General features: G+C 65.5%; 20 protein-coding genes. 12 read left to right on the plus strand and 8 right to left on the minus strand.

From position 1 onward, the window contains the following. The first annotated feature begins 117 nt into the window (after window positions 1-117). The 3 genes from L8K25_RS19005 (at window position 118) to L8K25_RS19015 (ending at window position 2,888) form a co-directional block, all read left to right on the plus strand. Window positions 118-1,146 (plus strand): DNA topoisomerase IB, encoded by a 1,029-nt coding sequence (locus tag L8K25_RS19005; RefSeq protein ID WP_242140568.1) that lies wholly within the window; start codon window positions 118-120, stop codon window positions 1,144-1,146. 10 nt (window positions 1,147-1,156) lie between these two features. Further along, window positions 1,157-2,380 carry a mechanosensitive ion channel family protein gene (locus L8K25_RS19010; RefSeq protein ID WP_242140569.1) on the plus strand — a complete coding sequence of 408 codons (1,224 nt, stop codon included), beginning with the start codon at window positions 1,157-1,159 and terminating at the stop codon, window positions 2,378-2,380. A 220-nt stretch (window positions 2,381-2,600) separates the two neighbouring features. Next, the gene (locus tag L8K25_RS19015) at window positions 2,601-2,888 is read left to right on the plus strand and encodes a hypothetical protein (RefSeq protein ID WP_242140570.1); all 288 of its coding nucleotides are present in this window, start codon (window positions 2,601-2,603) and stop codon (window positions 2,886-2,888) included. Window positions 2,889-2,903: 15 nt separating this feature from the next. Here the strand turns inward: L8K25_RS19015 and L8K25_RS19020 are convergent, their stop codons facing one another. Next, the gene (locus tag L8K25_RS19020; RefSeq protein WP_242140571.1) at window positions 2,904-3,326 is read right to left on the minus strand and encodes a diguanylate cyclase; all 423 of its coding nucleotides are present in this window, start codon (window positions 3,324-3,326) and stop codon (window positions 2,904-2,906) included. Window positions 3,327-3,701: 375 nt separating this feature from the next. Between L8K25_RS19020 and L8K25_RS19025 the strand changes: the two genes are divergently transcribed. Continuing rightward, window positions 3,702-4,178 carry a MaoC family dehydratase gene (locus tag L8K25_RS19025; RefSeq protein ID WP_277923125.1) on the plus strand — a complete coding sequence of 159 codons (477 nt, stop codon included), beginning with the start codon at window positions 3,702-3,704 and terminating at the stop codon, window positions 4,176-4,178. Between the two features lie 135 nt (window positions 4,179-4,313). After that, window positions 4,314-5,492 (plus strand): acetyl-CoA C-acyltransferase, encoded by a 1,179-nt coding sequence (locus L8K25_RS19030; RefSeq protein ID WP_242140573.1) that lies wholly within the window; start codon window positions 4,314-4,316, stop codon window positions 5,490-5,492. Window positions 5,493-5,628: 136 nt separating this feature from the next. On the opposite strand, the gene L8K25_RS19035 is transcribed toward L8K25_RS19030, so the two are convergent. Next, the gene (locus L8K25_RS19035) at window positions 5,629-5,907 is read right to left on the minus strand and encodes a hypothetical protein (protein WP_242140574.1); all 279 of its coding nucleotides are present in this window, start codon (window positions 5,905-5,907) and stop codon (window positions 5,629-5,631) included. 54 nt (window positions 5,908-5,961) lie between these two features. On the opposite strand from L8K25_RS19035, the gene L8K25_RS19040 reads away from it, so the two are divergent. Beyond that, on the plus strand, window positions 5,962-6,441 hold the full coding sequence (locus tag L8K25_RS19040; protein WP_242140575.1) for a pyridoxamine 5'-phosphate oxidase family protein: 480 nt from the start codon (window positions 5,962-5,964) through the stop codon (window positions 6,439-6,441). A 108-nt stretch (window positions 6,442-6,549) separates the two neighbouring features. Here the strand turns inward: L8K25_RS19040 and phaZ are convergent, their stop codons facing one another. Beyond that, on the minus strand, window positions 6,550-7,767 hold the full coding sequence (phaZ, locus tag L8K25_RS19045; protein WP_242140576.1) for a polyhydroxyalkanoate depolymerase: 1,218 nt from the start codon (window positions 7,765-7,767) through the stop codon (window positions 6,550-6,552). 155 nt (window positions 7,768-7,922) lie between these two features. Here phaZ and L8K25_RS19050 point away from each other — a divergent pair, with 155 nt between their 5' ends. Further along, window positions 7,923-9,749: an ABC transporter transmembrane domain-containing protein gene (locus L8K25_RS19050; RefSeq protein WP_277923723.1), complete on the plus strand. Its 1,827-nt coding sequence runs from the start codon at window positions 7,923-7,925 to the stop codon at window positions 9,747-9,749. Between the two features lie 95 nt (window positions 9,750-9,844). Further along, window positions 9,845-11,002 (plus strand): saccharopine dehydrogenase NADP-binding domain-containing protein, encoded by a 1,158-nt coding sequence (locus L8K25_RS19055; protein ID WP_242140577.1) that lies wholly within the window; start codon window positions 9,845-9,847, stop codon window positions 11,000-11,002. Between the two features lie 434 nt (window positions 11,003-11,436). Here L8K25_RS19055 and L8K25_RS22750 read toward each other — a convergent pair whose 3' ends face one another. From L8K25_RS22750 to L8K25_RS19085, 5 genes are all read right to left on the minus strand, one after another. Beyond that, window positions 11,437-12,444 (minus strand): sensor domain-containing diguanylate cyclase, encoded by a 1,008-nt coding sequence (locus tag L8K25_RS22750; RefSeq protein ID WP_347341163.1) that lies wholly within the window; start codon window positions 12,442-12,444, stop codon window positions 11,437-11,439. Window positions 12,445-12,580: 136 nt separating this feature from the next. Next, window positions 12,581-14,983 carry an RNB domain-containing ribonuclease gene (locus L8K25_RS19070; protein WP_242140578.1) on the minus strand — a complete coding sequence of 801 codons (2,403 nt, stop codon included), beginning with the start codon at window positions 14,981-14,983 and terminating at the stop codon, window positions 12,581-12,583. A gap of 122 nt (window positions 14,984-15,105) precedes the next feature. Further along, on the minus strand, window positions 15,106-17,883 hold the full coding sequence (locus L8K25_RS19075) for a TonB-dependent receptor (RefSeq protein ID WP_242140579.1): 2,778 nt from the start codon (window positions 17,881-17,883) through the stop codon (window positions 15,106-15,108). Window positions 17,884-18,099: 216 nt separating this feature from the next. Then, window positions 18,100-19,167 carry an acyl-CoA dehydrogenase family protein gene (locus tag L8K25_RS19080; protein ID WP_242140580.1) on the minus strand — a complete coding sequence of 356 codons (1,068 nt, stop codon included), beginning with the start codon at window positions 19,165-19,167 and terminating at the stop codon, window positions 18,100-18,102. Window positions 19,168-19,276: 109 nt separating this feature from the next. Next, window positions 19,277-20,494, minus strand: coding sequence for an acyl-CoA dehydrogenase family protein (locus L8K25_RS19085; protein WP_242140581.1), 1,218 nt, complete (start codon window positions 20,492-20,494; stop codon window positions 19,277-19,279). A gap of 335 nt (window positions 20,495-20,829) precedes the next feature. Between L8K25_RS19085 and L8K25_RS19090 the strand changes: the two genes are divergently transcribed. From L8K25_RS19090 to L8K25_RS19105, 4 genes are all read left to right on the plus strand, one after another. Further along, window positions 20,830-22,056 carry a TCR/Tet family MFS transporter gene (locus L8K25_RS19090; RefSeq protein WP_242140582.1) on the plus strand — a complete coding sequence of 409 codons (1,227 nt, stop codon included), beginning with the start codon at window positions 20,830-20,832 and terminating at the stop codon, window positions 22,054-22,056. A 44-nt stretch (window positions 22,057-22,100) separates the two neighbouring features. Beyond that, on the plus strand, window positions 22,101-22,793 hold the full coding sequence (locus L8K25_RS19095; protein WP_242140583.1) for a glutathione binding-like protein: 693 nt from the start codon (window positions 22,101-22,103) through the stop codon (window positions 22,791-22,793). Between the two features lie 209 nt (window positions 22,794-23,002). Beyond that, window positions 23,003-24,520, plus strand: coding sequence for a class I adenylate-forming enzyme family protein (locus L8K25_RS19100; protein ID WP_242140584.1), 1,518 nt, complete (start codon window positions 23,003-23,005; stop codon window positions 24,518-24,520). Further along, window positions 24,517-25,302 (plus strand): thioesterase family protein, encoded by a 786-nt coding sequence (locus L8K25_RS19105; RefSeq protein ID WP_242140585.1) that lies wholly within the window; start codon window positions 24,517-24,519, stop codon window positions 25,300-25,302. The genes L8K25_RS19100 and L8K25_RS19105 overlap by 4 nt, the downstream gene beginning before the upstream one ends. Window positions 25,303-25,386: the final 84 nt, after the last annotated feature.

A 25,386-nucleotide genomic window follows, 5' to 3' on the forward strand; every position in this document is an offset into this window, starting at 1 on the left:
TAGTCTCCGGTGCTCAAAGGGTCGGTGGGGATCAAGCCTGGGGGCTCGCGGTGCTCAACCCGCGAGCGGGGTCGGCTGTTCCGGAACGATGCGCCCACCCGTGCATTCAAACAGGCCATGGAGCAGCACATCCCCAGCATCGATTACCACGACGACAGCGAGCCTGGCATCACCCGCAAGAAGATGCGGCACGGCTGGGGCTATCATGATGCGCAGGGCAATCGTGTCACCGACCGTGCCGAGATCGACCGGCTGAACGCAATCGGCCTGCCCCCCGCCTATCGCGATGCGTGGTTCTGCCCCTCGCCGACGGGTCATATCCAGGCGGTTGGCTGGGACGAAAAGGGCCGTAAGCAATATCGCTACCACACCGGCTTCCGCGAAACGCAGGAGGCGGCGAAATACGACCTGTGCGCGCCGTTCGGCCAGGCCTTGCCAAGGCTGCGGGCGCGCGTCGAGCGCGATCTCGCGCGCCGGGGTCTGGACAAGAACATCGCGGTCGCCGCGGTGGTCCGCCTGCTCGACCTGGGCAAGGTCCGGATCGGGAACGAAGGGTATGTGAAGTCCAACAAGAGCTTCGGTGCCACGACGCTGCGCAAGCGCCATGCGGACATCAAGGGACAGTCGCTGAAGCTGCAGTTCAAGGCGAAGTCGGGCAAGATGCGCATGCTCACGATTACCGATGGATCCCTGAGCCGCTTCGTCAAACGCTGCCAGGACCTGCCGGGCCAACATCTGTTCCGCTGGGTCGATGCCGAGGGCACATGTCACCCGGTCAGCTCGTCCGACGTAAACGCTTATATCCGCGATGCGATGGGCGCGGATTTCACCGCCAAGCACTTCCGCACCTGGAGCGCGAGCGTTCTGGCGTTCGAGGCGCTCGCGTCGGCTAAGCACGATATCACGCTGAAAACGATGCTCGAGCCCGTCACCGAAGCGCTCGGCAACACCCCGGCCATCGCGCGCAAATCCTATGTTCATCCCGCGCTGCTCGCCCTGGTAAAGGACGGGCAGTCCGCCTTTCGCGACGGGTTGCGCCTGCCGCGCTCCACGCAGCATCTTTCCCGGGTAGAACGCGGGTTGATCGCGTTTCTAGACAGCGGCTCACCGACGGGAAGCGCAGCAACGCTCGCCGGGGCCGCGTAAAGGTTTCATCATGAGCAACAAGTCCGCGGCCATCCTCCCGCCCATCCGTGTGCGCGACGTGAACAGTCAGGTTCACGGCCTGGTCAAGACGACGGTCGACTGGGTCGGCGATTATTGGCTGCAATTGCTGGTATCGATCGGCGTCGGAACCGCGATCGTCCTGGCGCTGCACGTTGCGCGCCGGCTCGGGCGGACGCTGTGCGAGCGCGACGGCAAATTGCAGGGCTGGGGAATCGTACTGGGGCGTGCGATAGCGCGGACCGGGAACGTCTTCATGGTGCTGCTGGCGGCGAAGCTGGTCGTGGGCTTCGCCAATCCGCCGGCCGACGTCACACGGGTGATCAATTTCCTGTTCACGATCTCCGCGGTCTTCCAGGCGGCCTTGTGGGCCCGCGAGCTGATCCTCGGTGCGATCGAGCACCGCACCCGCAACGAACATTATTCCGGCGAGGCGATCGGCAGCGCGATGGGCATCATTCGCCTGCTGGTGAGCTTCGCGGTATTTGCGATCGCGTTGATCGTCGTCCTCGACAACCTCGGCGTCAACGTCACCGGGCTGGTGGCGGGCCTCGGCGTCAGCGGCATCGCGATCGGTCTGGCCGCACAAGGAATCTTCGCCGATCTGTTCGCCGCCCTCGCGATCATCTTCGACCGGCCGTTCCGGCGCGGCGACGCGATCAGCTATGACAAGTCGTCCGGGACGGTCGAGGCGATCGGACTGAAATCGACGCGCATTCGCGGCGTTACCGGCGAAGAACGGATCGTCGCGAACAAGCAGCTGCTCGAGAAGGAGATCATCAACAACAGCTCGCGCGACTATCGGCGCGTCATCTTCACGCTCGGGCTGGTGCAATGGACGCCGATCGAGACGATGGAGGCACTGCCCTCGATGCTGAAAGACGTGATCGAGGCCAATGGCATGAAATTCGTTCGCGCCGGCTTCACCACGTTCGGCACGAACAGCTATGATTTCGACGTGGAATTCGATTCCCCCAGCGCTGCGTTCCAGGACTTCTACGATGCGCGTCACACCGTCGGGATGGCGATCGTCCGCATGTTGAACACGGACGGGATCGAACTGGCCTATCCGACCCAGACGACGCTTGCCGGGCCGGGAGCGGACGGATCCGGCTTGCCGCCGACCGCGACGAAGCCGCCATCGTCCGAACAGCGCAAGGGCACCGGAGCAGCCGCCAGCCGTTCCGCCGTGGACGAGGACGCTGCGCACAATTGATTTCGCAATACGGTTACTGTCGAATTGTGACTGTTGCGTACGTCATTCACAGTATATTGCCGATAGTTTCGGCGGGAACATTCAAAACGGCTGTATCGCCACTGGCGTTACCGCCGTTTTTGACCTATAATTTCCCTGTATACAGAGAGCGAATGAACTGATCCCGAAGATAACAGCGAAAGGGATTATAGCGGACGCCGATCTCTTAGGGGCGACAGTAGTGGCATTGCAGCGGTTGCACGACCCAGAGGCCAGTATCGAAACGCGGCTCAATCAGGCCGCTCTCGCCTATTTGCGCAAGAACTGGCCAACACCGGTCCATCTTTCGCCGACCCGACTTGGCACGGAGTTCTCGCCCGAAGGCAAGACCTTCGTCCGCATCGTCCAGAGCCTGATCGACGAGGGCTTTCTGTCGGTCGAGTTTTTCCTGATCGGTACGGGCGACGAACCGACCGCCCGCGATGCGATCCTCACGCGGAAAGGTGTCGCCGCGACGCTGAACCTGTGACCGGCGGTCGCCCGGTCACACGATCAGTTCGATAATTCCCGCCAGTTTCCGCAAGGTTGCGAGGTCGTCGTCCGATACGGTGCGGGTCTCCTCCGCCAGGATCGCCAAAGTCCCGATCCGCGCGCCGCGGTCGTCGCGCAACGGAACGGCGACATAGAAGGGAAAACCCGCCGCCCCCGCGGCCACCGGATTGACCAGCGCGCCGAGCGAATGCTGCGCCTGCCCGCTGACGGGCGTGATGCTCGCCGCGCCGACACGCTTGGTTTGCCAACCCTGGGCGATGCGGTCGATGACGATCACGGCAAGCGGAACATCGAGCGACCGCATCGCCAAATGGGCCAAATCGTCGAGCACCACAGCGCCGCTCGCCGCGCGCCGGTCGTGGCGTGCATCGCTCAATACATACATTTCGCGTTGATCGGTTGGTCGCTGTTTCATCGCTACTCGCATGAGGATCTTGTTCCTTCCGACGGCGCCCAACTGATGTTGGGTTAATGTAGGAGGACCTATGCATGGATATTTTAGGGGCACATCCGCCTTAAGTCGGGTTTCATTCCTATTGACTATGATCGGTGGCAACTCGACGAAGGTTTTGCGTCATTTAAAATGCTCCGTCGCGCCCGCCGGCCACCCCGACGAATCGTCGGTCTCCCTGATTCGAAAATCCGGTTCGCCGAGGAGGGCCTGCGCGGCATCGCGTTCCTGCCAATTAACGCTACGGCCGCCTATCCGTTCCGATCATGGGTTTCCACAAGGCTTGCATGGGGCAAAAGCCGGTGCCATCTCCCGCAGCACGATAGCCAGGCGCGCACTTTGCAGGGGAATGCCGTGACGACCACGATTACAATTCAGGAGCTCGCCGGTCGGATCGGCAGCGAGCAGGTATCGGACTGGGTCGAAGTCAGCCAGGAAATGATCGACAAATTCGCGGATGCGACGGGCGACCACCAGTTCATCCACGTCAATCCGCAAATGGCCGCGATGACCCCGTTCGGCGGCACGATCGCGCATGGCTTCCTGACGCTGTCGCTGATGCCGCTGCTGTCGTCCAAGATCATCGACGCGGTCCAGATCGAGGGCGTGAAGATGGGGATCAACTACGGCGGCAACAAAGTGCGCTTCCTCCAGCCCGTGCGGTCCGGCAAGCGCGTGCGCGGTCGGTTCAAGTTGCTCGAACTGATCGAGAAGCGCCCCGGCCAGTGGCAGCAGACCAACGAGTTCACGGTCGAGATCGAAGGCGAGGAAAAGCCCGCGATGATCGCCGAATGGATGTCGCAGATCTTCGTGTGATCTTTAAAAAGCCCCTCCCCTTTAGGGGAGGGGTTGGGGTGGGGCCGTGCCGTTATCGAACCGGCTGCCTCCATCCCACGTCCCCACCCCAACCCCTCCCCTGAAGGGGAGGGGCTTTAAGTAAGGAGAAGCCCGATGCGTTCAGCCGTCATCGTTTCCACCGCCCGCACCCCGATCGGCCGCGCCTATCGCGGTGCCTTCAACAACACCCCCGCCCCCACGCTCGCCAGCCACGCAATCAAGGCCGCCGTCGAGCGCGCCGGGATCGACGGCGGGATGGTTGACGACGTCGTCTTCGGCTGCGCGCTGCAGCAGGGCCACCAGGCCGGCAACATCGCACGCACCTCGCTGCTGCGCGCCGGTCTTCCCGTCACCGTGCCGGGCATGTCGGTCGATCGCCAGTGCGCGAGCGGGCTGATGGCGATCGCAACCGCCGCCAAGCAGATCATCACCGACAATATGGACGTCACCATCGGCGGCGGGGTCGAGAGCATCAGCCTCGTCCAGACCCCGCAGATGCGTTTCGCACCCGACCCCGAGCTGATCGCCATGCACAAGGACGTGTACATGGCGATGCTCGGCACGGCGGAAGTCGTCGCCAAGCGCTACAACATCAGTCGCGAAGCGTGCGACGAATATGCGCTCAAGTCGCAGCAGCGCACGGCTGCCGCGCAGGCTGCTGGCTATTACGACCAGGAGATCGTCCCCGTCACCGCGACGATGGCGGTGACCAACAAGGAAACCAAGGAAGTCACGCACAAGGAGATCACGCTCTCCAAGGACGAAGGCAACCGCCCCGAGACGACGCTCGAGGGTCTCCAGTCGCTCCAGCCCGTGATGGGCCCGGGGATGAACGTGACCGCGGGCAACGCCAGCCAGCTGTCGGACGGGTCGTCCGCCTCGGTGCTGATGGAAGAGTCGCTCGCCTCGAAGCGCGGCCTCACCCCGCTCGGCCGTTATGTCGGCATGGCGGTGGCTGGCACCGAGCCCGACGAGATGGGCATCGGCCCGGTCTTCGCGATCCCCAAGCTGCTCGAGCGCTTCAACCTCAAGATGGACGACATCGGCCTGTGGGAGCTCAACGAGGCGTTCGCGGTGCAGGTGCTGTATTGCCGCGACAAGCTCGGCATTCCGGATGAGCTGCTCAACGTGTCGGGCGGTGCGATCTCGATCGGCCATCCGTACGGCATGACCGGCGCGCGCGCGACCGGCCACGCGCTGATCGAGGGCAAGCGGCGCGGCGCGAAGTATGTCGTCGTGACGATGTGCATCGGCGGCGGCCAGGGTGCGGCAGGGTTGTTCGAAGTCCTGTAATTGAAGTCGACGCCCGTTTCGTCTATAACGGCGTCGGCGATCATAGGCGCCTCTCATAGCGAGCCCCGGTCGTGTCAGCGGCCGGGGCTCAATACGTTTGGGGCTCGGCTGTCAGACCGAGCCCCGCCCGTGCACCTCAATCTTTGCGTGCCATCTCGATGATCTTCAGGACCAAGGTCGCGAAGGCAAGAAGCACGCCCAGGATCAGGCACAGATCGGCGACCATCATAGGTGCACCTCTCATCTTGGCGGCCGAATTGCCGCCGCGGGAATGACTAATCGCGACTTTGGCGATCGGCAAATCCAGGCGACACTCGCCTTGCCCGGTCGCCCTGCTTTCGACCGATGGTGTTCGGTATTCTTCGCAGGATACGCCAATGTCTTGCCAGCGATTACCGCAGAAAATGCGGGGCAACCAACCCAGCGTCCCGTCGTTTCCTGTCCGAACCATCCTGAAGGAGAGACCCGCATGGCCGACACCCACGAAATCAAGGAAACGCTGTGGAAGAAGATGGCTGACAGCCCCTTCGTTATGGTCGGCCTCGCCGACGGTTCGTCGCATAGCGAACCGCTGACCGCGCAGCTCGACAAGGATCTGGTCGACACGCTGTTCTTCTTCACCGGCAAGGACAATCGGCTCGCCGGCGGTGGCAAGGTGATGGCGCAGTTCGTGGCCAAGGGGCACGACTATTTCGCGTGCATGGCCGGCACGATCCGCCAGGACAATGACAAGGGCATGATCGACAAGCTGTGGAACAAGCAGGTCGAGGCCTGGTTTCCCGAAGGCAAGGAAGACCCCAACCTCGCCCTTCTGCGCATGGACATCGACAGCGCCGAATTGTGGGAAACCGACATTTCGCTGACGGGTCGCGTCAAGATGTTGTTCAGCGGCACCATCACTGCGGAGGAAAGCAGCAGCCACGCCAAGGTCAGCACGACGGCCGCGTAAGCGAAGGGTTCCCTGATCCCGCTGGATTCCGGCCGCGTGCCGGGATCCAGCATAAACAGGTACGGACCGGCCCGGCAACGCGCGGCGGAGCGCGGTCCGCTACGCTCTTCAGCCGTGCGCTTTCATCCAGTCCTCGACGACCGGCGCGACCTTGTTACGCCACTTCGAGCCGTTGAAGATGCCGTAATGGCCCGCGCCCTCGGCCATGTAATAGCGCTTCTTGTCGTCCGGCAGGTTGGTCGCGATCGTCAGCGCCGCGCGCGTCTGCCCGAGCCCCGAAATGTCGTCCTTCTCGCCTTCGATCGCGAGGATCGCGATATCGGTGATCGCACCCGGATCGACCGGACGACCGCGATGCGTCATCGTTCCCTTGGGCAGCGCATGGTCCTGGAACACAACGTCGATCGTCTGCAGGTAGAACTCGGCGGTCATGTCGCAGACCGAGCGATACTCCTCGTAGAACCGCTTGGTGGCATCCGCCTCCAGATCCTCGCCGACCACCAGATGTTTGAACATCTCGTAATGCGACATCATGTGGCTGCCGAGATTCATCGACATGAAGCCGGCAAGCTGCAGGAACCCCGGATACACCTTGCGGCCCGCGCCCGGATGCGACGCAGGGATTGTCGCGATGACGTTCTGGCTGAACCAGCTGTGCGGCCGCTCGGTCGCCAGCGTGTTGACCGAGGTCGGTGCTTCGCGCGTGTCGACCGGGCCACCCATCATCGTCAGCGTCTTGGGACGGCACGGATGCTTGTCCGCGCTCATCACGCAGGCGGCAGCGTAGCACGGCACGGACGGCTGGCACACCGCGAGCATGTGCCCGCCCGGGCCCACGACCTCGAGAAACGAGATCAGATAATCGATGTAATCGTCGAGGTCGAATTTGCCCTCGGACAGCGGCACCTGCTTCGCATCGCGCCAGTCGGTGATGTACACGTCCGCCACGGGCAGCATCCGCTCGACCGTACCGCGCAGCAGCGTCGCATAATGGCCCGACATCGGCGCGACGATCAGCAACTTCGGTCCGGTTTCGACGCCTTCGCGGACGAACCGCTTGAGCTGCCCGAAGGGCTTGCGCGCAACGATCTCCTCGGTGACGGCAACGGTCTTGCCATCGACTTCGGTGAAATCGAGTCCGAAGGCCGGCTTCCCGCGCGGCGCGGCGGCGTGCGCGAACACTTCGAGCGCCGAGCCCATCACCGCCCCGCCGCCGAAATAGGCAAAGGGATTGGCCGGGTTGCTCAGCCACCCTGCGCTGAAGTCGGCCATGGCACTCGCGCCGGCGAGCATCGATTTTTGAATTTCATAGGCATTGTAGAGCATAGCCGCGCCTTCTAGCATACCGAGCTTACGATTCTATCATCATATGCGGCCATGCGACGAACGGACGTGCCGCATGCCCCAGAGAGATACGCGCTGCGCGGCAATAGGCTGCACGACGATTGAGGCGCCTGCCAGTCCCTGCTAGGCGATTCGCCATGGCAGAGACCGTTCACGCCGCTCCCACGCACGACCCAGCGCCTGGCACCGCCCCTCGCGACACGCCGGCACCCGGCCGGCGCAAGCTCAGCAACCTGCTGATGATCTGGCATTTCGGATCGCGCTATCCGGCGCAGATCACGATCGCGCTGCTCGCGTTGCTGACGACGTCGGCAACCACCCTGTACATCCCGTGGACCTTCAAATCGGTGATCGATCAGGGATTCAGCCACGGCGGCGATCCGCAGCACATCGATCGCGTCTTTTACGGCCTGTTCGCGCTGGTCGCGGTCCTGGCCGTGGCGACCGCCGTGCGCTTCTATTTCGTGTCCTGGCTGGGCGAGCGAACCGTCGCCGACATCAGGACCGCGGTGCAGGCCAATCTGCTGCGCCTCGCCCCGCGCTGGTTCGAGGAGAATCGGCCATCGGAAGTCGCCTCGCGCCTGACATCCGACACCGCGCAGATCGAGAGCGCGGTCGGCACGACCGTATCGGTTGCCTTGCGCAACACGTTGACCGGGATCGGCGGGATCGTCTCGTTGTTCGCGCTCGCGCCGAAACTGGCGGGGATGCTGATCATCGGCATTCCGATCGTCGTTCTGCCGATCATGCTGCTCGGGCGGCGCGTGCAGAAATATTCGCGTTCCAGCCAGGATCGGATCGCCGACATCGGGGCGATGGCGGTCGAGACGTTTGCCGCGATGAAGATCGTCCAGGCGTTCGGCCAGGAAACCCGCGAGGCCGAGCGTTTCGCCGGGGCGGTCGACCGCAGCTTCACCGCCGCCAAGCGCCGGATCCGGATCCGCGCGATCATGACCGCGCTGGTGATCGGCCTGCTGTTCGGTGCGGTCACGCTCCTGATGTGGTCGACCCTGGCGGACGTCTCCGCAGGTCGGCTGACGGGTGGCGCCCTGACCGCGTTCATCTTCACCGCCGGGCTGGTAACCGGCGCATTCGGGGCCCTGACCGAGGTGTACGGCGATCTGCTGCGTGCTTCGGGCGCGGCCGAGCGGCTGGCCGAATTGCTCAACGAGGAGCCCGAGATCAGCGCGCCGGCGGTCCCGGCCACGCTGCCGGTTCCGGCGCGCGGCACGCTGACCTTCGATCATGTCGAATTCCGCTACCCGACGCGGCAGGATGTCGCAGCGTTGCACGACTTCTCGCTCGAGATCGGCAGCGGGGAAACCGTCGCGATCGTCGGCCCCTCGGGCGCGGGCAAGACCACGCTGTTCCAGCTGATCCAGCGCTTCTACGATCCCGATGCCGGATCGGTGCGGATCGACGGGGTCGATCTGCGCGATGCCGACCCCACGGAAATCCGCGCGCGGATCGCGATGGTGCCGCAGGAAACCGTCATCTTCGGCGCGACCGCGCGCGACAATTTGCGCTACGGGCGCTGGAGCGCGCAGGACGACGAATTATGGGCAGCGGCAGAGGCCGCGAACGCCGCGGAATTCCTCCGCAAATTGCCCGACGGGCTCGATACCTTCCTCGGCGAGAGCGGCGCACGGCTGTCGGGCGGTCAGCGCCAGCGAGTCGCCATCGCCCGCGCCTTGCTGCGCGATGCGCCGATCCTGCTGCTCGACGAGGCGACCAGCGCGCTCGACGCGGAGAGCGAACGGCTCGTCCAGCAGGCGCTCGAGCGACTGATGACCAACCGCACCACCCTCGTCATCGCGCACCGGCTTGCGACCGTGCGCGCCGCCAAGCGGATCATCGTCATGCGCGATGGGCAGATCGTCGAGCAGGGGTCGCACGGGTCGCTGATCGGCGAGAACGGGCTGTATGCGCGTCTCGCCAGCCTGCAGTTCAACGAAGCGGCTTGAAGGAGCCCGGCGGCCGCGGGCTTGTTCGCGCGCCGTCTATGCCGCACACTCCGCCGCATCCGGCACAGCATCCGGATCGCTCAACGGAGAGCCACATGACGCGCGACTTCGACATCATCGTATTCGGGGCAACGGGGTTCACGGGTCGCCTGGTTGCCGAATATCTCCTCGGCAGCGGCGCCCGGCGCTGGGCGATGGCGGGCCGATCGCTCACCAAGCTGGAACAGGTGCGCGACCTGATCGGTGCCCCGGCAGATACGCCGCTCGTCACCGCCAACGCCGACGATCCCGCCGCCCTCCGCGCGCTGTGCCGGCGCACCACCGTCGTGCTGACCACGGTCGGCCCGTACCAACTGTACGGCAGCGATCTGGTCGCCGCCTGTGCCGAAACCGGGACCGCCTATGTCGATCTCTGCGGAGAACCGGCATGGATGCGCCACATGATCGACGCGCATCACGAGACGGCAACGGCCTCGGGCGCACGGATCGTGTTCAGCTGCGGCTTCGATTCCATTCCGTTCGACCTGGGCGTGCTGACGCTCCAGGAGGCTGCCCGGACCAAGTTCGGCCATCCGCTACCGCGGGTGAAGGGGCGGGTCCGCAAGATGCAGGGCGGCTTCTCCGGTGGGACCGCCGCCAGTCTCAAGGCGACCCTCGCCGCGGCGGCGAAGGATCCCTCGCTGCTCGGTCTGCTGGTCGATCCGTTCGCGCTGACACCGGGGTTCCAGGGGCCGAGCCAGCCGCGCGGCTTGCTGCCCGAATATGACAAGACTATCGAGGCGTGGGTCGCGCCGTTCATCATGGCGCCGATCAACACCAAGAACGTCCACCGCACCAATTTCCTGCTCGGCGATGCCTATGGCCCCGGCTTCGTCTATGACGAAATGATGGTGGCGCCGGGGCTCGGCGACATGGGCAAGGCGGCGGCCGAGGCGATCGCCCGGATCAATCCGCTCGCGAGCGACAAGGGTCCGAAGCCTGGCGAGGGGCCAAGTCGGGAAGAGCGCGACGCGGGTTTCTACGATTTGCTGTTCATCGGGGAAGGCCCGGGGGGCGAACGGATCGACTGCGTCGTCACCGGCGACAAGGATCCGGGCTATGGATCGACCAGCAAGATGATCGCAGAGACCGCGCTCTGCCTGGTGGAAGAGGCGGGCGGCGCTGGCGGCATCTGGACGCCGGGCGCGTTGCTGGGGCGCGGTCTCGCGGACCGGCTGCAGGCCCGGGCCGGGCTTGTCTTCCGGGTGGGGTGATCGCAAGGGGGCTGCTACCAGGGACAAGGCCCGCCCGGGCGGACGCACCGCGATCCCTACGACCGGAAACAGGACGTAGAATCGCTCCTCAACGCCGAGTGTCCAGGTGTGGAGGAAGGGAATGGTGAAATGTTCATCCCCGGGCACGATAGCGGACAAGACTTGGCTGCGACTCAGCTACCCAGCGCATGTCCGTCATTAGTATTGCCCCCAGCAAGATTTGCTTCGCAAACCGGCTGGCCTTTCCTTGATTCTTACTGGGATGTCCATGCAGGAATACGGGGCGAGCGGATCAGCCTCGCGGACCTCGGCACGGCGCGTTCTCAGCGCGTCCATCCGGCGGCAGAGTGTCATCCATGGCGCGGGCTAAGCCGCGGTAGCCCTGTCCGTGCGGCGTTGGCCGCCCACGGCATGCGAAATGCGCCGGGCGAGGATCAGTCCGCCGACGGCAAGATCGGTCGCAGGTCGCCGGACACCATCGCCCGCCCCTTCCCCAGCGATTTTGCGTTGTACAGCGACAGGTCGGCACGACGCAGGATATCGCTGCGCGACGTAATGCCCTGATCGAGCACGCACGCCCCGATGGTCGCACGCACCACGATCGCCCCCGCCGCGCCGGTCACCGGAAACGTCAGCGCGGTCAGCAACGTCGCCAGCAACGCCCGTAGCCGCCCCAACGCGTCTCGATCCGTGATCGCGAGCACGAACTCGTCACCGCCCGGGCGCGCGACAAAGCCGATGCGATCGGCATGGCTCGCGAGGATGTCGGCGGTGCGCTGCAGCACCTGGTCTCCCGCCTGGTGTCCGTACGTGTCGTTGACCCGTTTGAAATTATCGAGGTCGAGCAGAACGACGGCAAGCCCGTCCTCGGTCGAACGGTTTTCGAAACGCTCGTTCAGGAAACGATTGAGCGCGGCGCGATTGGCAATACCAGTGAGATCGTCGATCAGCGCGCTCCGCTCCAGGGCACGCTCGATTTCATATTGCGCCGTGACGTCCTGGCACACTCCGACCAGGCATCGGGCTTCGCCGTCCGGCCCGTCCACTTCCCCGACGTTGCGAAAGCGCCGTCGCCGTCCGTCCTCCGTAATGATGTCGGTTTCGACCTCATAGGGCTGCCCCGTTTCGATCGCGCGGTCGATCGCCTGCATCAACACCATGCGGTCGTTGAACGGATAGAAGTTCAGGAACCTGTCCCACGTCGGCATCGCGGCCGCCGGATCGACGCCAAACACGATCCGCGCTTGCCGGGTCCACTCCATCTCGGCGGTCGCGAGATCCAGCCGCCAGGACCCGATGTCGGCCAACCGCTCCACCAGGTCGAAATGGCGAAGCCAGCGGGCTTGCACGACATCCCGCCGGGCGGGCGCGAGCCGCTTTTTCGGGTGTCGCATCAGCACGATGCGGTCGTCCCCGGACATCGCCCTGCGGGCTGCCGACACGTGATCGTCCTCGTTTCACGGCTTCACAGCCAATGGTCATGACCCATTATAGACGTGTCCGGACGCTGACCGCGGTTCGGCGAGGGATTCCGCGCCGCGACCCGACGCCGACCCGGCATCGCGTCGCGCCGGCGGGCTAGCGTTTCTTCCCCTGATGGCGAATGTTTGCAGGCCGACCCCGCCGTTTGAGCACGCGGGGCGCGGGCTTGCCAGCGCCCCTGCCGCGCTCGGGCCGGTCGGGCGAAGCGCCCCGCCCCTCGACCATCTCGAAGCGGAGCGCCCCGGACACCGGATTCGCCTCGGCCAGGCGAAGCGGGAGTTTCTGCCCACTGGCATAGACCGTCCCGCTCTGTTCGCCGGTGAGCGTGCGCGCCGCCTCGTCAAACCGGAAATATTCGCCCCCGATATCGCGCACGGGCATCAAGCCGTCGCCCCCGATGCCATCGACGGTCGCGAAGAACCCGAAGTTGGTGACACCGGTGATCCGCGTCTCGAGCACCTCGCCGACCTTCTCCGCCAGGAACGCGGCGACATAGCGGTCGATCGTATCGCGCTCGGCCTCCATCGCGCGGCGTTCGAATTGCGAGATCGACTGGCCGATGCGGTCCATGCCCGCGGCCTCGCCTTCGGTCAGGCCGCCCGCGCCGAGCGTGTACGCGGCAACCAGCGAACGATGGACGAGCAGATCGGCATAGCGCCGGATCGGCGAGGTGAAATGCCCGTAGCTCCCGAGCGCCAGCCCGAAATGGCCGAGGTTGGCCGGGGCATAATAGGCCTGCGTCTGGGTCCGCAGCACCTGTTCCATGATCTGCGGCCGCACGTCTTCATCGACGACCTTGGCGAGGATGTGGTTGAACGTGCGCGGCTGGATCACCTGGCCGAGCGCGAAATCGATCCCGAAGGTCTTGAGATAGTCCTTGAGCGCGACGATCTTCTCGCGGCTCGGCTGTTCGTGGACGCGGTACATGACCGGCGCCTTCTTCGCCTCGAGCGCCTTGGCGGCCGCGACGTTGGCGGCGATCATGTAATCCTCGATCAGCTTGTGCGCGTCGAGCCGTTCGCGTGGGCTCACCGAGAGGATCCGGCCTTTCTCGTCGAGCACGACGCGGCGTTCGGGGAGATCGAGATCGAGCGGCGCCCGCGCCTCGCGCGCCGTGTTGAGCGCGCGCCAGCACTCCCACAGGGGAAGAAGCGCCGCGAGGATGGGATCAACGCCAAAACCGTCCCGTAGCCCCTCCCCTTCAGGGGAGGGGTTGGGGTGGGGCAGTCCAGCAGACACATCGTCGGCGGCAGGCACGGCCCCACCCCCAACCCCGCCCCTGACGGGGAGGGGTTTTTGGGTGTCCCCAACCCCGCCCGCAGAGGGCTGGGCGTTGTGCGCATCCACCATCGCCTGCGCATCCTCATACGCCAGGTTGGCCGCGATCCGCACCACCGCGCGGGTAAAGTGAAAGCTCTTGAGCGTGCCGTCCTTGCCGATCCGCAGATGGCAGGCCAACGCCGCGCGATCGACGCCCTCTTTCAGCGAGCACATTTCCGCCGACAGGCTCTCGGGCAGCATCGGCACGACGCGATCCGGGAAATAGACGCTGTTGCCGCGTCGGCGCGCCTCGCGATCGAGCGCCGAGCCGGGGCGAACGTAGAAGGACACGTCGGCGATCGCGACGATCGCCTTCCAGCCGCCGGCGTTGCCGGGATCGTCGTCCGGCGCCGCCCACACCGCATCGTCATGGTCGCGCGCATCCGCCGGATCGATCGCGACGATCGGCAGGGCGCGCAGGTCCTCGCGATCCGCGCCGAGCGGCTGCGCGGCGACGCGAACGGCTTCCTCGAGCGTCTCCGTCGAGAACACGTCCGGGATGCCGAGCTTGTGGATCGCGATCAGCGAAAAGCTCCGCGGGGCGAACGGATCGCCCAGCACCTGGGTCACCCGCACGGTGATGCGGGGCGGCCGCCCGGCCCGTTCGGCAAGGACGAGATCGCCCGCCTGCGCGCCGCCTGCATCCGACACCGCGAATTCGTGGCGCTCCTTCTTTTCGACGCCTTGCAGCCACATGCCGCCGGGTTCCTGCCGCAGCACGCCGAGCACGAGGTCCTCGCCGCGCGGCAAGGTCTTCATGGGATGCGCGATCCAGCCCTGCCCCGCCTCCTCGGTGCGGGCCAGCACGCGGTCCCCGACGCCGAGCGCGCCGCGCTTGCGCTCGCGGACCCGCAGCTTCGGCGCGGGTGTATCGGCTTCCCACCGCTCGGGCACGGCCCAGACATTGCCGCCGTCATCGGCATCGACGATGCGCAAGACGGTCACCTTCGGCACGCCACCCATCTTGTGGAACGCACGGCCGGGGGCGCTGTCGATCAGGCCTTCGTCGGCCATGTCCTTGAGCAACGCCTTGAGCAGGATCTTGTCCTGCGCGGTCAGGCCGAAGGCACGCGCGATCTCGCGCTTGCCCGCGGGCGTGTCCGATGTCGCGATGAAATCGAGGATCTGTTCAGGGGTCGGAAGACCCTTGGTCGTGCTGCTAGGGGTACGCTTAGGCATCGCTCGACCATAGGGCAGCGGACGGGTGATGCCATCCATGAAAAAGCCGCTACCCGGGGCTTACGCCAGGCAGCGGCTTGAGGTGGGCGAAATACTGTCGCCGGAAACGTCGCGTTACGCGATCAGAACTTGCCCCGCAGCGTCACGCCATAGGTGCGTGGCTCGGCCAGATATTGCGAGAAGATCTGGCGGCCGCCGGGATATTGCGGATCGACGAACGGCGCGCTGGTCGTTCCCGCCTGGAAGGGCGAGTTGAACGCGACCTGCGTGTAGTTCTTGTTGAAGATGTTCTGGCCCCACAGCTCGATCGCCCAGCGCTGGTCGCGACCACGGATGCCGACGCGCGCGTTGAACACCGCGAAACTGTCCTGCGCCTTCTGCGGGAACAGGTCGGAACCGGTGTTATAGTCGCCCGACAGGCGGCTATCGATGTAGAACAGCGCCGACAGTCCGTTGCTGCCAAGGCTCGGCGTCCAGGCGACCGAGCTGGTCACCACGACTTCGGGTGCGTTCGACAGGTTCTTGCCCGGCAGCACGCGCAAGGCCGGGTCGAGCGGCGCGCCGCTGCTGTTGCCGACCAGATTGTTGCGATACTTCGTCGACTGGTAAGTGAAGCCCAGATTGACGCGGAAATCGCGCATCGGGACCAGCGCCGCCTCGAGCTCGACACCCTGCGACAGGACACCGTACCCTACGCTGCCACTGGAACACTGACCCGTGGCTGCGCTGAGATCCCGATCCCCGCCGTTGAGGCTGCTGGTGCACCCGTTAATGTTCTGTACCAGGAACACCGTGCCGTTGAACGTGTTCAGCTGGAAATTGCTGAATTCCTGACGGAACGCCGCCGCCGACAGCGTGAACGGACCGGTCCCGTATTTCGCGCCGACTTCGTAGGACGTCACCGTCTCGGGATCGAACTGCAGGTTGTTGACCAGCGCCTGGGCACCACCCACCGCGGCGAACGTCGTCGTCGGGACGCCGTTGAACAGCTGGATCGGGTTCTTGAGCGCCGACCGATCGAGGTTGAAGCCGCCCGCTTTGTAGCCGCGCGAATAGCTGCCGTAGAGCAACATGTGGTCGAACGGCCGCCACGACAGGATGCCCGTGCCGCTGAACCGGTCCTCGTGACGCTTGCTGTTGATCGACACGCCGTTCAGCTCGGCGGTGGAATTGCCTTGGCACGACAGGCCGATCAGGCCACCGGCCACGGCGGCCAGCCCGGCGTTGCTGAGGAACGGCGTCAGCGCGGCCTCATTGGCGACGCACGCCGTATTGTCATTGCCGAAGGTCGCCGCGAACTTCTTGGTTTCGTTGGTGTAGCGTACCCCGAGCGTGACATCGAGCCGGTCGGTCAGGTGAAAGATGTTGTGCGTGAAGATCGCGAAATTGCGGCTGTTCTGGGTATAGCGGTCGAGCGTCGAGCCCTTGTCGTTGATGCTGTCGAGCCGGTCGAACGCCGCATAGATCAGCGGCGACGCGGCGCCGAACGCCAGCGGGCGCGCGCCAAGGCAACCGGGCGACGTCGGCGAATACAGCGCCGCCAAGCCCCCGCCGGAAACGATCCGGCAGGTCGCGAAGCGCCCATATTGGCTGCCGAACCGCAAATTGTCGGTCACGGTCAGGTCTTCGTTCGCGAAATAGCCGCCGACCAGCCAGTCGAGCTTGTTGTCGAACAGATTGCCCTGCAGGCGCAATTCCTGCGTGAAGGTCTTGAACTGGCGCAGCGAACCGCCGTTGGCGGCACGGTACAGGATGTCCACCGAGCTATAGTCGGTGTCCGATCCCTGATCGCTCTTATATTCGCGATACGCCGTGATCGACGTCAGGTTGATCCCGCCGAGACGCCAGTCGATCTGGCCCGAGATCCCCTTGTCGGTCGTGATGCCGGCGAAACTGCGCCCGGGGCTGACGCTCACGTTGCGGTCGTATCCCGCGTTGGTCAGCTTGGCGAGCGGCTGGCCCAGATCGCGCAGCACGTTGATGATGTTGTTGCCGTTTGCGTTCGTCGGCGACAGCGGCGTCTGCGGGTTGTTCAGATTGCCGACGAACTGGTTGACCGAATTGTCGACGTAGATCGCGGCGCAGCACTTCTCGTTGCGATGCGTATAGTCGCCGATCAGCCGCAGCGAGAAATCCGCGCTGGGTTGATACAGGATCTGCCCGCGGATGAAGTAGCGGTCGCGGTTGTTGATGTCGGTCTTGTTGGTGGTGTCGTAATAGAAGCCGTCGCGCTTGACATATACCGCGTCGAGCCGGGCGGCGATCGTCTGCGTCAGCGGCACGTTGACCGCGCCCGCCAGACGATAATAATTGTAGTTGCCGTAGGTCGCCTCGCCGTTCGCGCCGAAGGTGAAGCTCGGCTTCTTCGAAAAGACGTTGATCACGCCCGCGGATGCATTGCGGCCGCCCAGCGTTCCCTGTGGTCCCCGCAACACTTCGACCCGGTCGATCTCGCCGAGTTCGTTGAGCCCGATGCCCGCGCGCGACCGATACACGCCGTCGACGAAAACCGCGACCGAGCTTTCCAGCCCGGGGTTGTCACCGACCGTACCGATGCCGCGAATACGGGGCGAACCGTTCGCTTCCGATCCGGTGGAGGACACCAGCAGCGACGGGGCGAGCTGGCTCAGCTGGCGGATGTCGTTGGCGCCCGAGTTGGCGAGCGAGGCCGAGGACACGGCGGACACCGCGACCGGGACATTGGCGAGCAGCTGCGAACGGCCCTGCGCGGTGACGATGATGTCCTGACCGGCGTCGTCCTGGCTGCCGCCGGTGTCTGCCGCCGGGGCTGGCGAAGGCGTTTGGGCTGGTGGGGTCGCTTGCTGGGCAAGAACGGGGTTAGCCGTACCGATTGCCAGAGCCGAAAGCGCACACGCCACCAAATACCGCTTGTTGGGCATCTTTATCTCTCCCCGGGCCGGAGCGCTGATCGGCTCCGTACCCTATCCTCGAATGCCCTGACAACAGACTCCCGTCAAGCATCGGATTCTGCTAATTGACGGAGCGTGACGTTGCTGTTGCACAAAAGACATAATGAGAATGCGCCCGGTGCGGCCAGAACGTATTTTCTAAACCATAGTGTCGAGGATCCGTCGTCCAAACGGATGAGCCGTGGGTCAATAGCCGTTGAGCCGCGCGAACCGTTCGCGGTGGTAGGCGGCATTGCCCCACATCGATTCCAGCACGCGCGACCGCTTGATGTAGAAACCGGCGTCATAATCGTCGGTCATGCCGATGCCGCCGTGTAACTGGATCATCTCGCGACTCATCAGGTTGAGCGTGTCGCTCGCGATCGCCTTGGCGAGGCTCACCGACTGGTCGAGATCCGAGCGCCCGGCATCGATCGCTTCCAGCGCCCCTTCCACAGCCGATCGCATCAGCTCCAGTTCGGTGAACAGCTTCGCCATGCGGTGCTGGAGCGCCTGGAAGGTCGACAGTTGCTGTCCGAACTGGACCCGCGTCTTCAGGTAATCGTTGGTCGTGTGAAACGCCTGCTCCGCCATGCCCAGCATTTCCGCGCACACGATCGCCGTCGCGCGGTCGACCACCTGTGCGGTCAGCGCCCGGTCGCCGAGCCGTTCAGCGGGTGCGTTGGTGAAGCGCACTTCGGCATGGCTGCGCGAATCCGCCATGGCGCGGGAATGGCGCGTCACCCCTTCGTCCCCCGAAACGAGGTACAACCCGTCGGTCGCGGCGACGACGAACAGCGTGGCGCTGTCGCCTTCTGCGACGAAGGCCTTGGTGCCCGTCAGCTTGCCGTCGACCACATGCGTGGCGATCGATGCCGGGTCGTGCGTTGGGCCTTCGTCGATCGCGAGCGTGGCAACCACCTCTCCCGCGGCGATCCGGGGCAACCATTCCGCCCGCGCGGACTCCGACCCGCCCAGCACGATCGCGGTGGCGGCTGCCGCGCTGGCCGCGAGCGGCGACGCGGCGAGGTTGCGCCCGAGCTGTTCGAGCACGATCCCGAGCGACAGGTAGCCGAAGCCGGTCCCGCCGAACGCCTCGGGAATCACGATCCCGCCGAGCCCCATTTCCGCCAGCGCGGACCAGGCGGCCGGGTCGTATTTCTCGGCTGGCGCGGCGGCGCGCATCTTGCGGAAGGCGGAGACGGGCGATTCATTGTCCGCCCATTCGCGCACCATGTCGCGCAGCATCGTCTGTTCGTCGTTGAGTACGGCCATGTCGCTATCCCCCGATGATGTTGGCAAGAAAACGGGGGAGAATGGCTTCAGCCATCCTTCACCCCGCCCCTCTCCGGCGCGCCGCAGCGTCGCGGCCGCCTAACTGAATTTACTGGTGATCCAGCATCCCGAGGATGCGCTTGGAAATCACGTTGTTCTGGATCTCGGTCGAGCCGCCGTAGATCGACACGGCCTTGCCCCACAGCCAGGTGCGGGTCTGTTCGAGCTCCGCGTCGGTAAAGCCGTCGCCTTCCCAGCCGAGCCCGGCCATGCCCATGATCTCGATCGACAATTCGGCGCGGTCCTGGGTAATCCGCGCGCCGACGTTCTTCATGATCGAGGTCGCGGCCGACGGCCCCTGGTTCGACTTTGCCTCGAGCGCCGCGCGGCGCAGCGTCAGCGCGAAGGCGCGCGCGTCCATCTCGTGCCGCACGATCCGCATCCGCAGGTCGCTGTCGTTGACGCGCCCCTCGGCGTCGGTCCCGCGATAGTCCTTGGCGAGCGCGTTGACCGGCTTGCCCGCGAACAGCCGCGACGCCGAACCGCCGCCCGACAGGCTCGAGCGTTCGTGCTGGAGCAGCCGCGTGCCGATTTCCCAGCCCTGCCCCTCGCGTCCGACGAGATTGCCCTTGGGCACCATCACGTCGGTGAAGAAGGTCTCGCAGAACGGCGACTGGCCCGAGATCATCCGGATCGGCTTCACGTCGACGCCCTCGGCGGTCATGTCGAGCAGCAGGAAGCTGATCCCGCCATGCTTCTGGCTCTTGTCGGTCCGGACCAGCGCGAAGCATTTGTCCGCCCATTGCCCGCCGCTGGTCCAGGTCTTCTGCCCGTTGACGAGGTAGTGATCGCCCTTGTCCTCGGCGAAGGTCTGGACGTTGGCGAGATCGGACCCGGCATTGGGCTCGCTATACCCCTGGCACCAGCGGACTTCCCCCTTGGCGATCGCGGGAATATGCTCGCGCTTCTGGTCCTCGCTGCCATATTCGAGCAGCGTCGGCCCGAACATCATCACGCCCATCCCGCCGATCGGGTTCCACGCGCCGATCCGCGCCATTTCCTCCTGCAGCACCCTAATCTCGGGCTTGCTCAAGCCACCACCGCCATAGGCCGCGGGCCAGCCGGGGACGCCCCAGCCCTTCTCGCCCATCGCCTTCTGCCACGCGATTTCATCGGCGGAGGGATCGCTCGGGCCTTCGAGCGCGGACATCGCATTGTCCTTGCCCTTGAGCGCGGGCGGAAAATGTTCGGCAAGCCACGCGCGCGCCTCTTCGCGGAACGCGTCGAGCGCAGTCGCTGGAGTGTCGAGTTCGGGCGCGGTTGCCATGAAACCTGTCCTTGCTTCTGAAAACTGAAGATCGGGTATGGCGGCGCGATGCCATAGATCGGGGCGAATTGGAAGCGCAAAGACGGCACGCCCGGCACTCTCGGTCTTTGATGAAAGGACCTCGCTGACCGCCGTTCGGGCTGAGCGAAGTCGAAGCCCCTCTCCCCAGAGAGCTTCGCTTTCTGAACGAGCAGCCCTTCGACTTCGCTCAGGGCGAACGGAAATGTTGCGCGGTTTCCAAAGGGCGCGGCACGGTCCCGCGCCCCATCCTGAAAACAGGTCGCGCTTCAGATATTCTCGCGTAAACTCCCCGTCCCGGGGGGGGGGACAGTCCAATGCCATCGACCAGTCGCGCCATGCCGATCGTTCTCGCCGCCGTGTTGATCGACACGATCGGCTTCGGCATCGTCATGCCGGTATTCCCGACACTCCTCCGGCATCTCGGACATATCGATCTCGAAGCCGCCACACGGGTGGCCGGCTACATGCTCGTCGCCTTCGCGCTCGCGCAATTCGTCGCGGGGCCGGTGCTCGGCAATTTCAGCGATCGCTATGGCCGCCGCCCGGTGCTGATCGCGTCGATGCTGGCGTTCGGCATCGATTATGCGCTGATGGCGGTCGCGCCGACGCTTGCGTGGTTGTTCGTCGGACGGATCGTCGCGGGAATCGCGGGTGCGGTCTATGGCCCCGCCGGTTCGGTGATCGCCGATGTGACCCCGCCCGAGCGCCGCAGCGCCGCCTTCGGCTATATCAGCGCCGCGTTCGGGATCGGCTTCGTCATCGGTCCCGCGATCGGCGGGCTGCTGGCAGGGTTCGGCCCGCGCGCGCCGTTCATCGCGGCGGCGCTGCTCGCGCTCGGCAATGCCGCGGTGATGGCGGTCGCGATGCCCGAGACGCACGCGCGCGAGAACCGCCGCGCGTTCCACTGGCGCGACGCGCATATCGTCGGCGCGTTCAAGCCGCTGTTCGCGATCCGCATCGCCGCCCCCCTGATCGCGGCGTGCTTCTTCTACCAGCTCTCGCATATGGTCTATCCCGCGACCTGGGCATTCTGGGCAACGATCCGCTTCCAGTGGAGCCCGAGCGCGATCGGATGGAGCCTCGCCTATATCGGCCTCGTCATGGCGGTGATGCAGGCGGCGGTGGTCGGCCCGGTGATCGCGCGGATCGGCGACCGGCGCGCGCTGGTGATCGGACTGGCGGCGGATGCGCTGGGCTTCGTCCTCTTCGCGTTCATCGCCGCGGGGTGGCAGGCCTATGCGATCATGCCGATCGCGGCGCTGTCGGGGTTCGTCGGCCCCGCCGTCAACGGGTTGCTGTCGCGGATGGCCGGGCCCGAGCGGCAGGGTGCGTTGCAGGGCGGGATGGGCAGTCTCAATAGCGTCGCGACGATCATCAGCCCCTTGCTGATGACCCAGGTTCTTGCCGCCGGAGTGACCCACGGCTTTGTCGGCGCGGCGTTCCTGCTCGCCGCGGGGCTCGCGTTTCTCGCGCTGATCATCGTGGTGTGGAAAGTGCTCGACCGTGTCCCGGCCGCACCCGGCACGATTGCGGAGGCCTGACCGCTTCCCCATCTCCCGACCGACACCAACAGGAGCCCGCGCGCATGATCGACCTGCATTACTGGCCTACCCCCAATGGCCACAAGATCACGCTGTTCCTCGAGGAAGCCGGGGTCGAATACCGGATCCTGCCGGTCAACATCGGGACGGGCGAGCAATTCCAGCCCGACTTCCTGAAGATCGCCCCCAACAACCGGATGCCCGCGATCGTCGATCACGCGCCGGCGGATGGCGGCGAACCGATCGCGATTTTCGAGTCCGGCGCGATCCTGCTGTACCTCGCGGACAAATACGCCAAGTTCATCCCCGCCGACCTGCGCGGGCGGACCGAGACGGTGCAATGGCTGATGTGGCAGATGGGCGGGCTCGGGCCGATGCTCGGGCAGAACCATCATTTCAGCGGCTATGCGCCCGAGAAGATCCCCTATGCGATCGATCGCTACGTCAAGGAAACCAACCGCTTGTACGGCGTACTCGACCGGCGGCTGGAGGGGCGCGATTTCATCACGGGGACCTATTCGATCGCCGACATGGCGGCCTATCCGTGGATCGTCCCGTATGAACGGCAGGGCCAGCGCCTCGAGGACTTCCCCAATGTGAAACGCTGGTTCGAGGCAATCGCCGCGCGGCCGGCGACCGTCACGGCCTACGCCAAGGGGGCCGAGATCAGCGAACAGAAGCCGATGACCGAGGAAGCGAAGAAGATCCTGTTCGGACAGACCGCCGCGACGCGCTAGGCTCGCGCCTTTCCCACTTCCGTTCGCCCTGAGCGAAGTCGAAGGGCCCGCGCTGCGCAAGGGGCTTCGACTTCGCTCAGCCCGAACGGCAGGTGGGGCGCTCCGACGCGGAACCGGTGCGCGCACATGCCCTTTCGAACGTCCCGTATGGCGTTCGACCCTCTTCTCCCCTAGCAATCTCGAACATCCGGATTCCCAAACGAGGCTTCATGACCGCCGCTACCCTCCTCGCCAGCGACTTCGCCACCCTCCCCGATCTGATCCGCCAGCACGCGCTGGAGCAGCCTGAGAAGGTCGCGCTCGCCGAGGCCGGCGGGGAGATCGACTATGCCGCGCTCGACGCGCTGATGGACCGGATCGCGGCGGCGCTGCAGCGGGACGGCGTCCGCCAGGGCGAGTCAGTGGCGATCGTCGGCCTCGCCAGTATCGATTATGCCGCGGTGTTCCTCGGCGCGCTGCGCGCCGGCTGCGTCGCCACGCCGATCGCGCCGTCGTCCACACCCGACTCGATCGTCGCGATGATCACGGATTGCGCAGCGCCGATCACCTTCATCGACGCCGACTCCGCCGCCGCGCTCGGCGGGCATCGTATCCCCGGCAAGCTCGTCCACCTCAAGTCGCTCGGCCACTGGATCGCCCCCGAAGGTGCCCGCCCGCAGCCGGTCGAGATCGCCCCGCAGGACCCGTTCAACATCATCTATTCCTCGGGCACCACCGGCACCCCCAAGGGCATCGTCCAGAGCCACGCGATGCGCTGGGCCCACATCAACCGCAACGAGGCCGCCGGGTTCGCGCAAGCCGTGACGATGATCGCGACCCCGCTCTATTCCAACACCACACTGGTCAGCTTCCTGCCGACATTGGGCTGGGGCGGGACGGTGGTGCTGATGAAGAAGTTCGATGCGCGCGGCTATCTCCAGCTCGCCGAGCGTCACCATGCGACGCACACGATGCTCGTGCCGGTGCAATACAGCCGCATCATGGCGCTCCCCGACTTCGACCGGTTCGACCTGTCGCGCTTCGTCTTCAAGACGTCGACCAGCGCGCCCTTCTCCGCCGCCCTCAAGGCCGACGTGGTCGCGCGCTGGCCCGGGTTGCTGGTCGAATATTACGGCATGACCGAAGGCGGCGGCACCTGCCTGCTCGTCGCCAATGCCCATCCCGACAAGCTTCATACCGTCGGCCGCCCGATCGAAGGGCATGACATCCGGCTGATCGACGACGACGGCCGTGAAGTGCCGCAAGGCGAGACGGGCGAAGTCGTCGGCCGCTCGCCCGCGATGATGACCGGCTATCACGGCCGCAGCGAAGCGACCGCGGCGGCGGAATGGTTCGATGCTGAGGGCAACCGTTACATCCGGCACGGCGATGTCGGGCGGTTCGACGAGGACGGCTTCCTGACGCTGCTCGACCGCAAGAAGGACCTGATCATCTCGGGCGGGTTCAACATCTATCCGACCGACCTGGAGGCGGTGCTGGCGCAGCATCCCGCGGTCGCCGATTGCAGCGTGATCGGCGTCCCGTCCGAGGCGTGGGGCGAAACCCCGGTCGGTTTCTACGTGCCGCACACCGGGGTCGATGCGAGCGTCGCCGAGATCCTCGAATGGACCAACGCCCGGCTCGGCAAGACGCAGCGGCTCTCCGCGCTCCACGCGATCGACGAACTGCCGCGCAGCACGATCGGCAAGGTGCTCAAGCGCGAATTGCGCGAGCGGCTTCCGGCATGACGCCGATCGCCGACATCCTTGCCGCGGCGACTCCGATCGCGAACGGCTTCCGCGCGACCGTGCCGACCGACTGGCTGCAGGGCCGCACCGCTTATGGTGGCCTGTCGAGCGCGCTCGCGCTCCATGCCGCACAGGGGATCGAGCCCGACCTGCCTCCGCTGCGCTCGGCGCAGGTGTCGTTCATCGGGCCGCTCGCGGGCGAGATCACCGTCACCGCCACCAAGCTGCGCCGCGGGCGCACCGCGGCGTTCATCCAGGTCGACATCACCGCCGACGCCGGGCTGGGCTATCGCGCGATGTTCGTTTTCATGGGCGGCCATCCCTCGCGAGTCGATCTGCAGGGGGGCCTGCGCAAGCCGCTGCTGCCGCCTGCCGCCGATGCGAAACTCTACACCGGCCCGGACGACTTCTTCACCGGCAACTTCAATTTCCTCGACCTCAAGCAGGATGGCGAGCGGCCGCTCGGCGAGGCCGAATGGCTGCGCTGGGCACGGCTGCGCGGCACCGGCGCGATCGACCCGATGGTCGAGGTGATGGCGATCGGCGATGCGCTGCCCCCCGCCGCGTTCAAGCTGTTCGGCAAGGATTTCGTGCCGCTGAGTTCGCTCACCTGGATCGTCAACCTGCTCATCCCCACGCCGCGCACCACCGATGGCTGGTGGCTGCTGTCCGCGCGCTCGGATCATGCGGTCGAGGGCGGGTCGAGCCAGACGATGCTGCTGTGGAACGCCGATGGCGAGCCGGTGGCGCAGGCGATGCAGAGCGTCGCGATCTTCGGCTGACGCAAGTGCGACGTTACCCAGGCCCTGCACAAGACTGTGCGAAACCCTCGCTGTTCTCCCCGCGAAGGCGGGAGTCCAGGAGTC

The sequence above is a fragment of the Sphingomonas sp. TREG-RG-20F-R18-01 genome (genome assembly GCF_022662475.1).
Lineage (GTDB): Bacteria > Pseudomonadota > Alphaproteobacteria > Sphingomonadales > Sphingomonadaceae > Sphingomonas.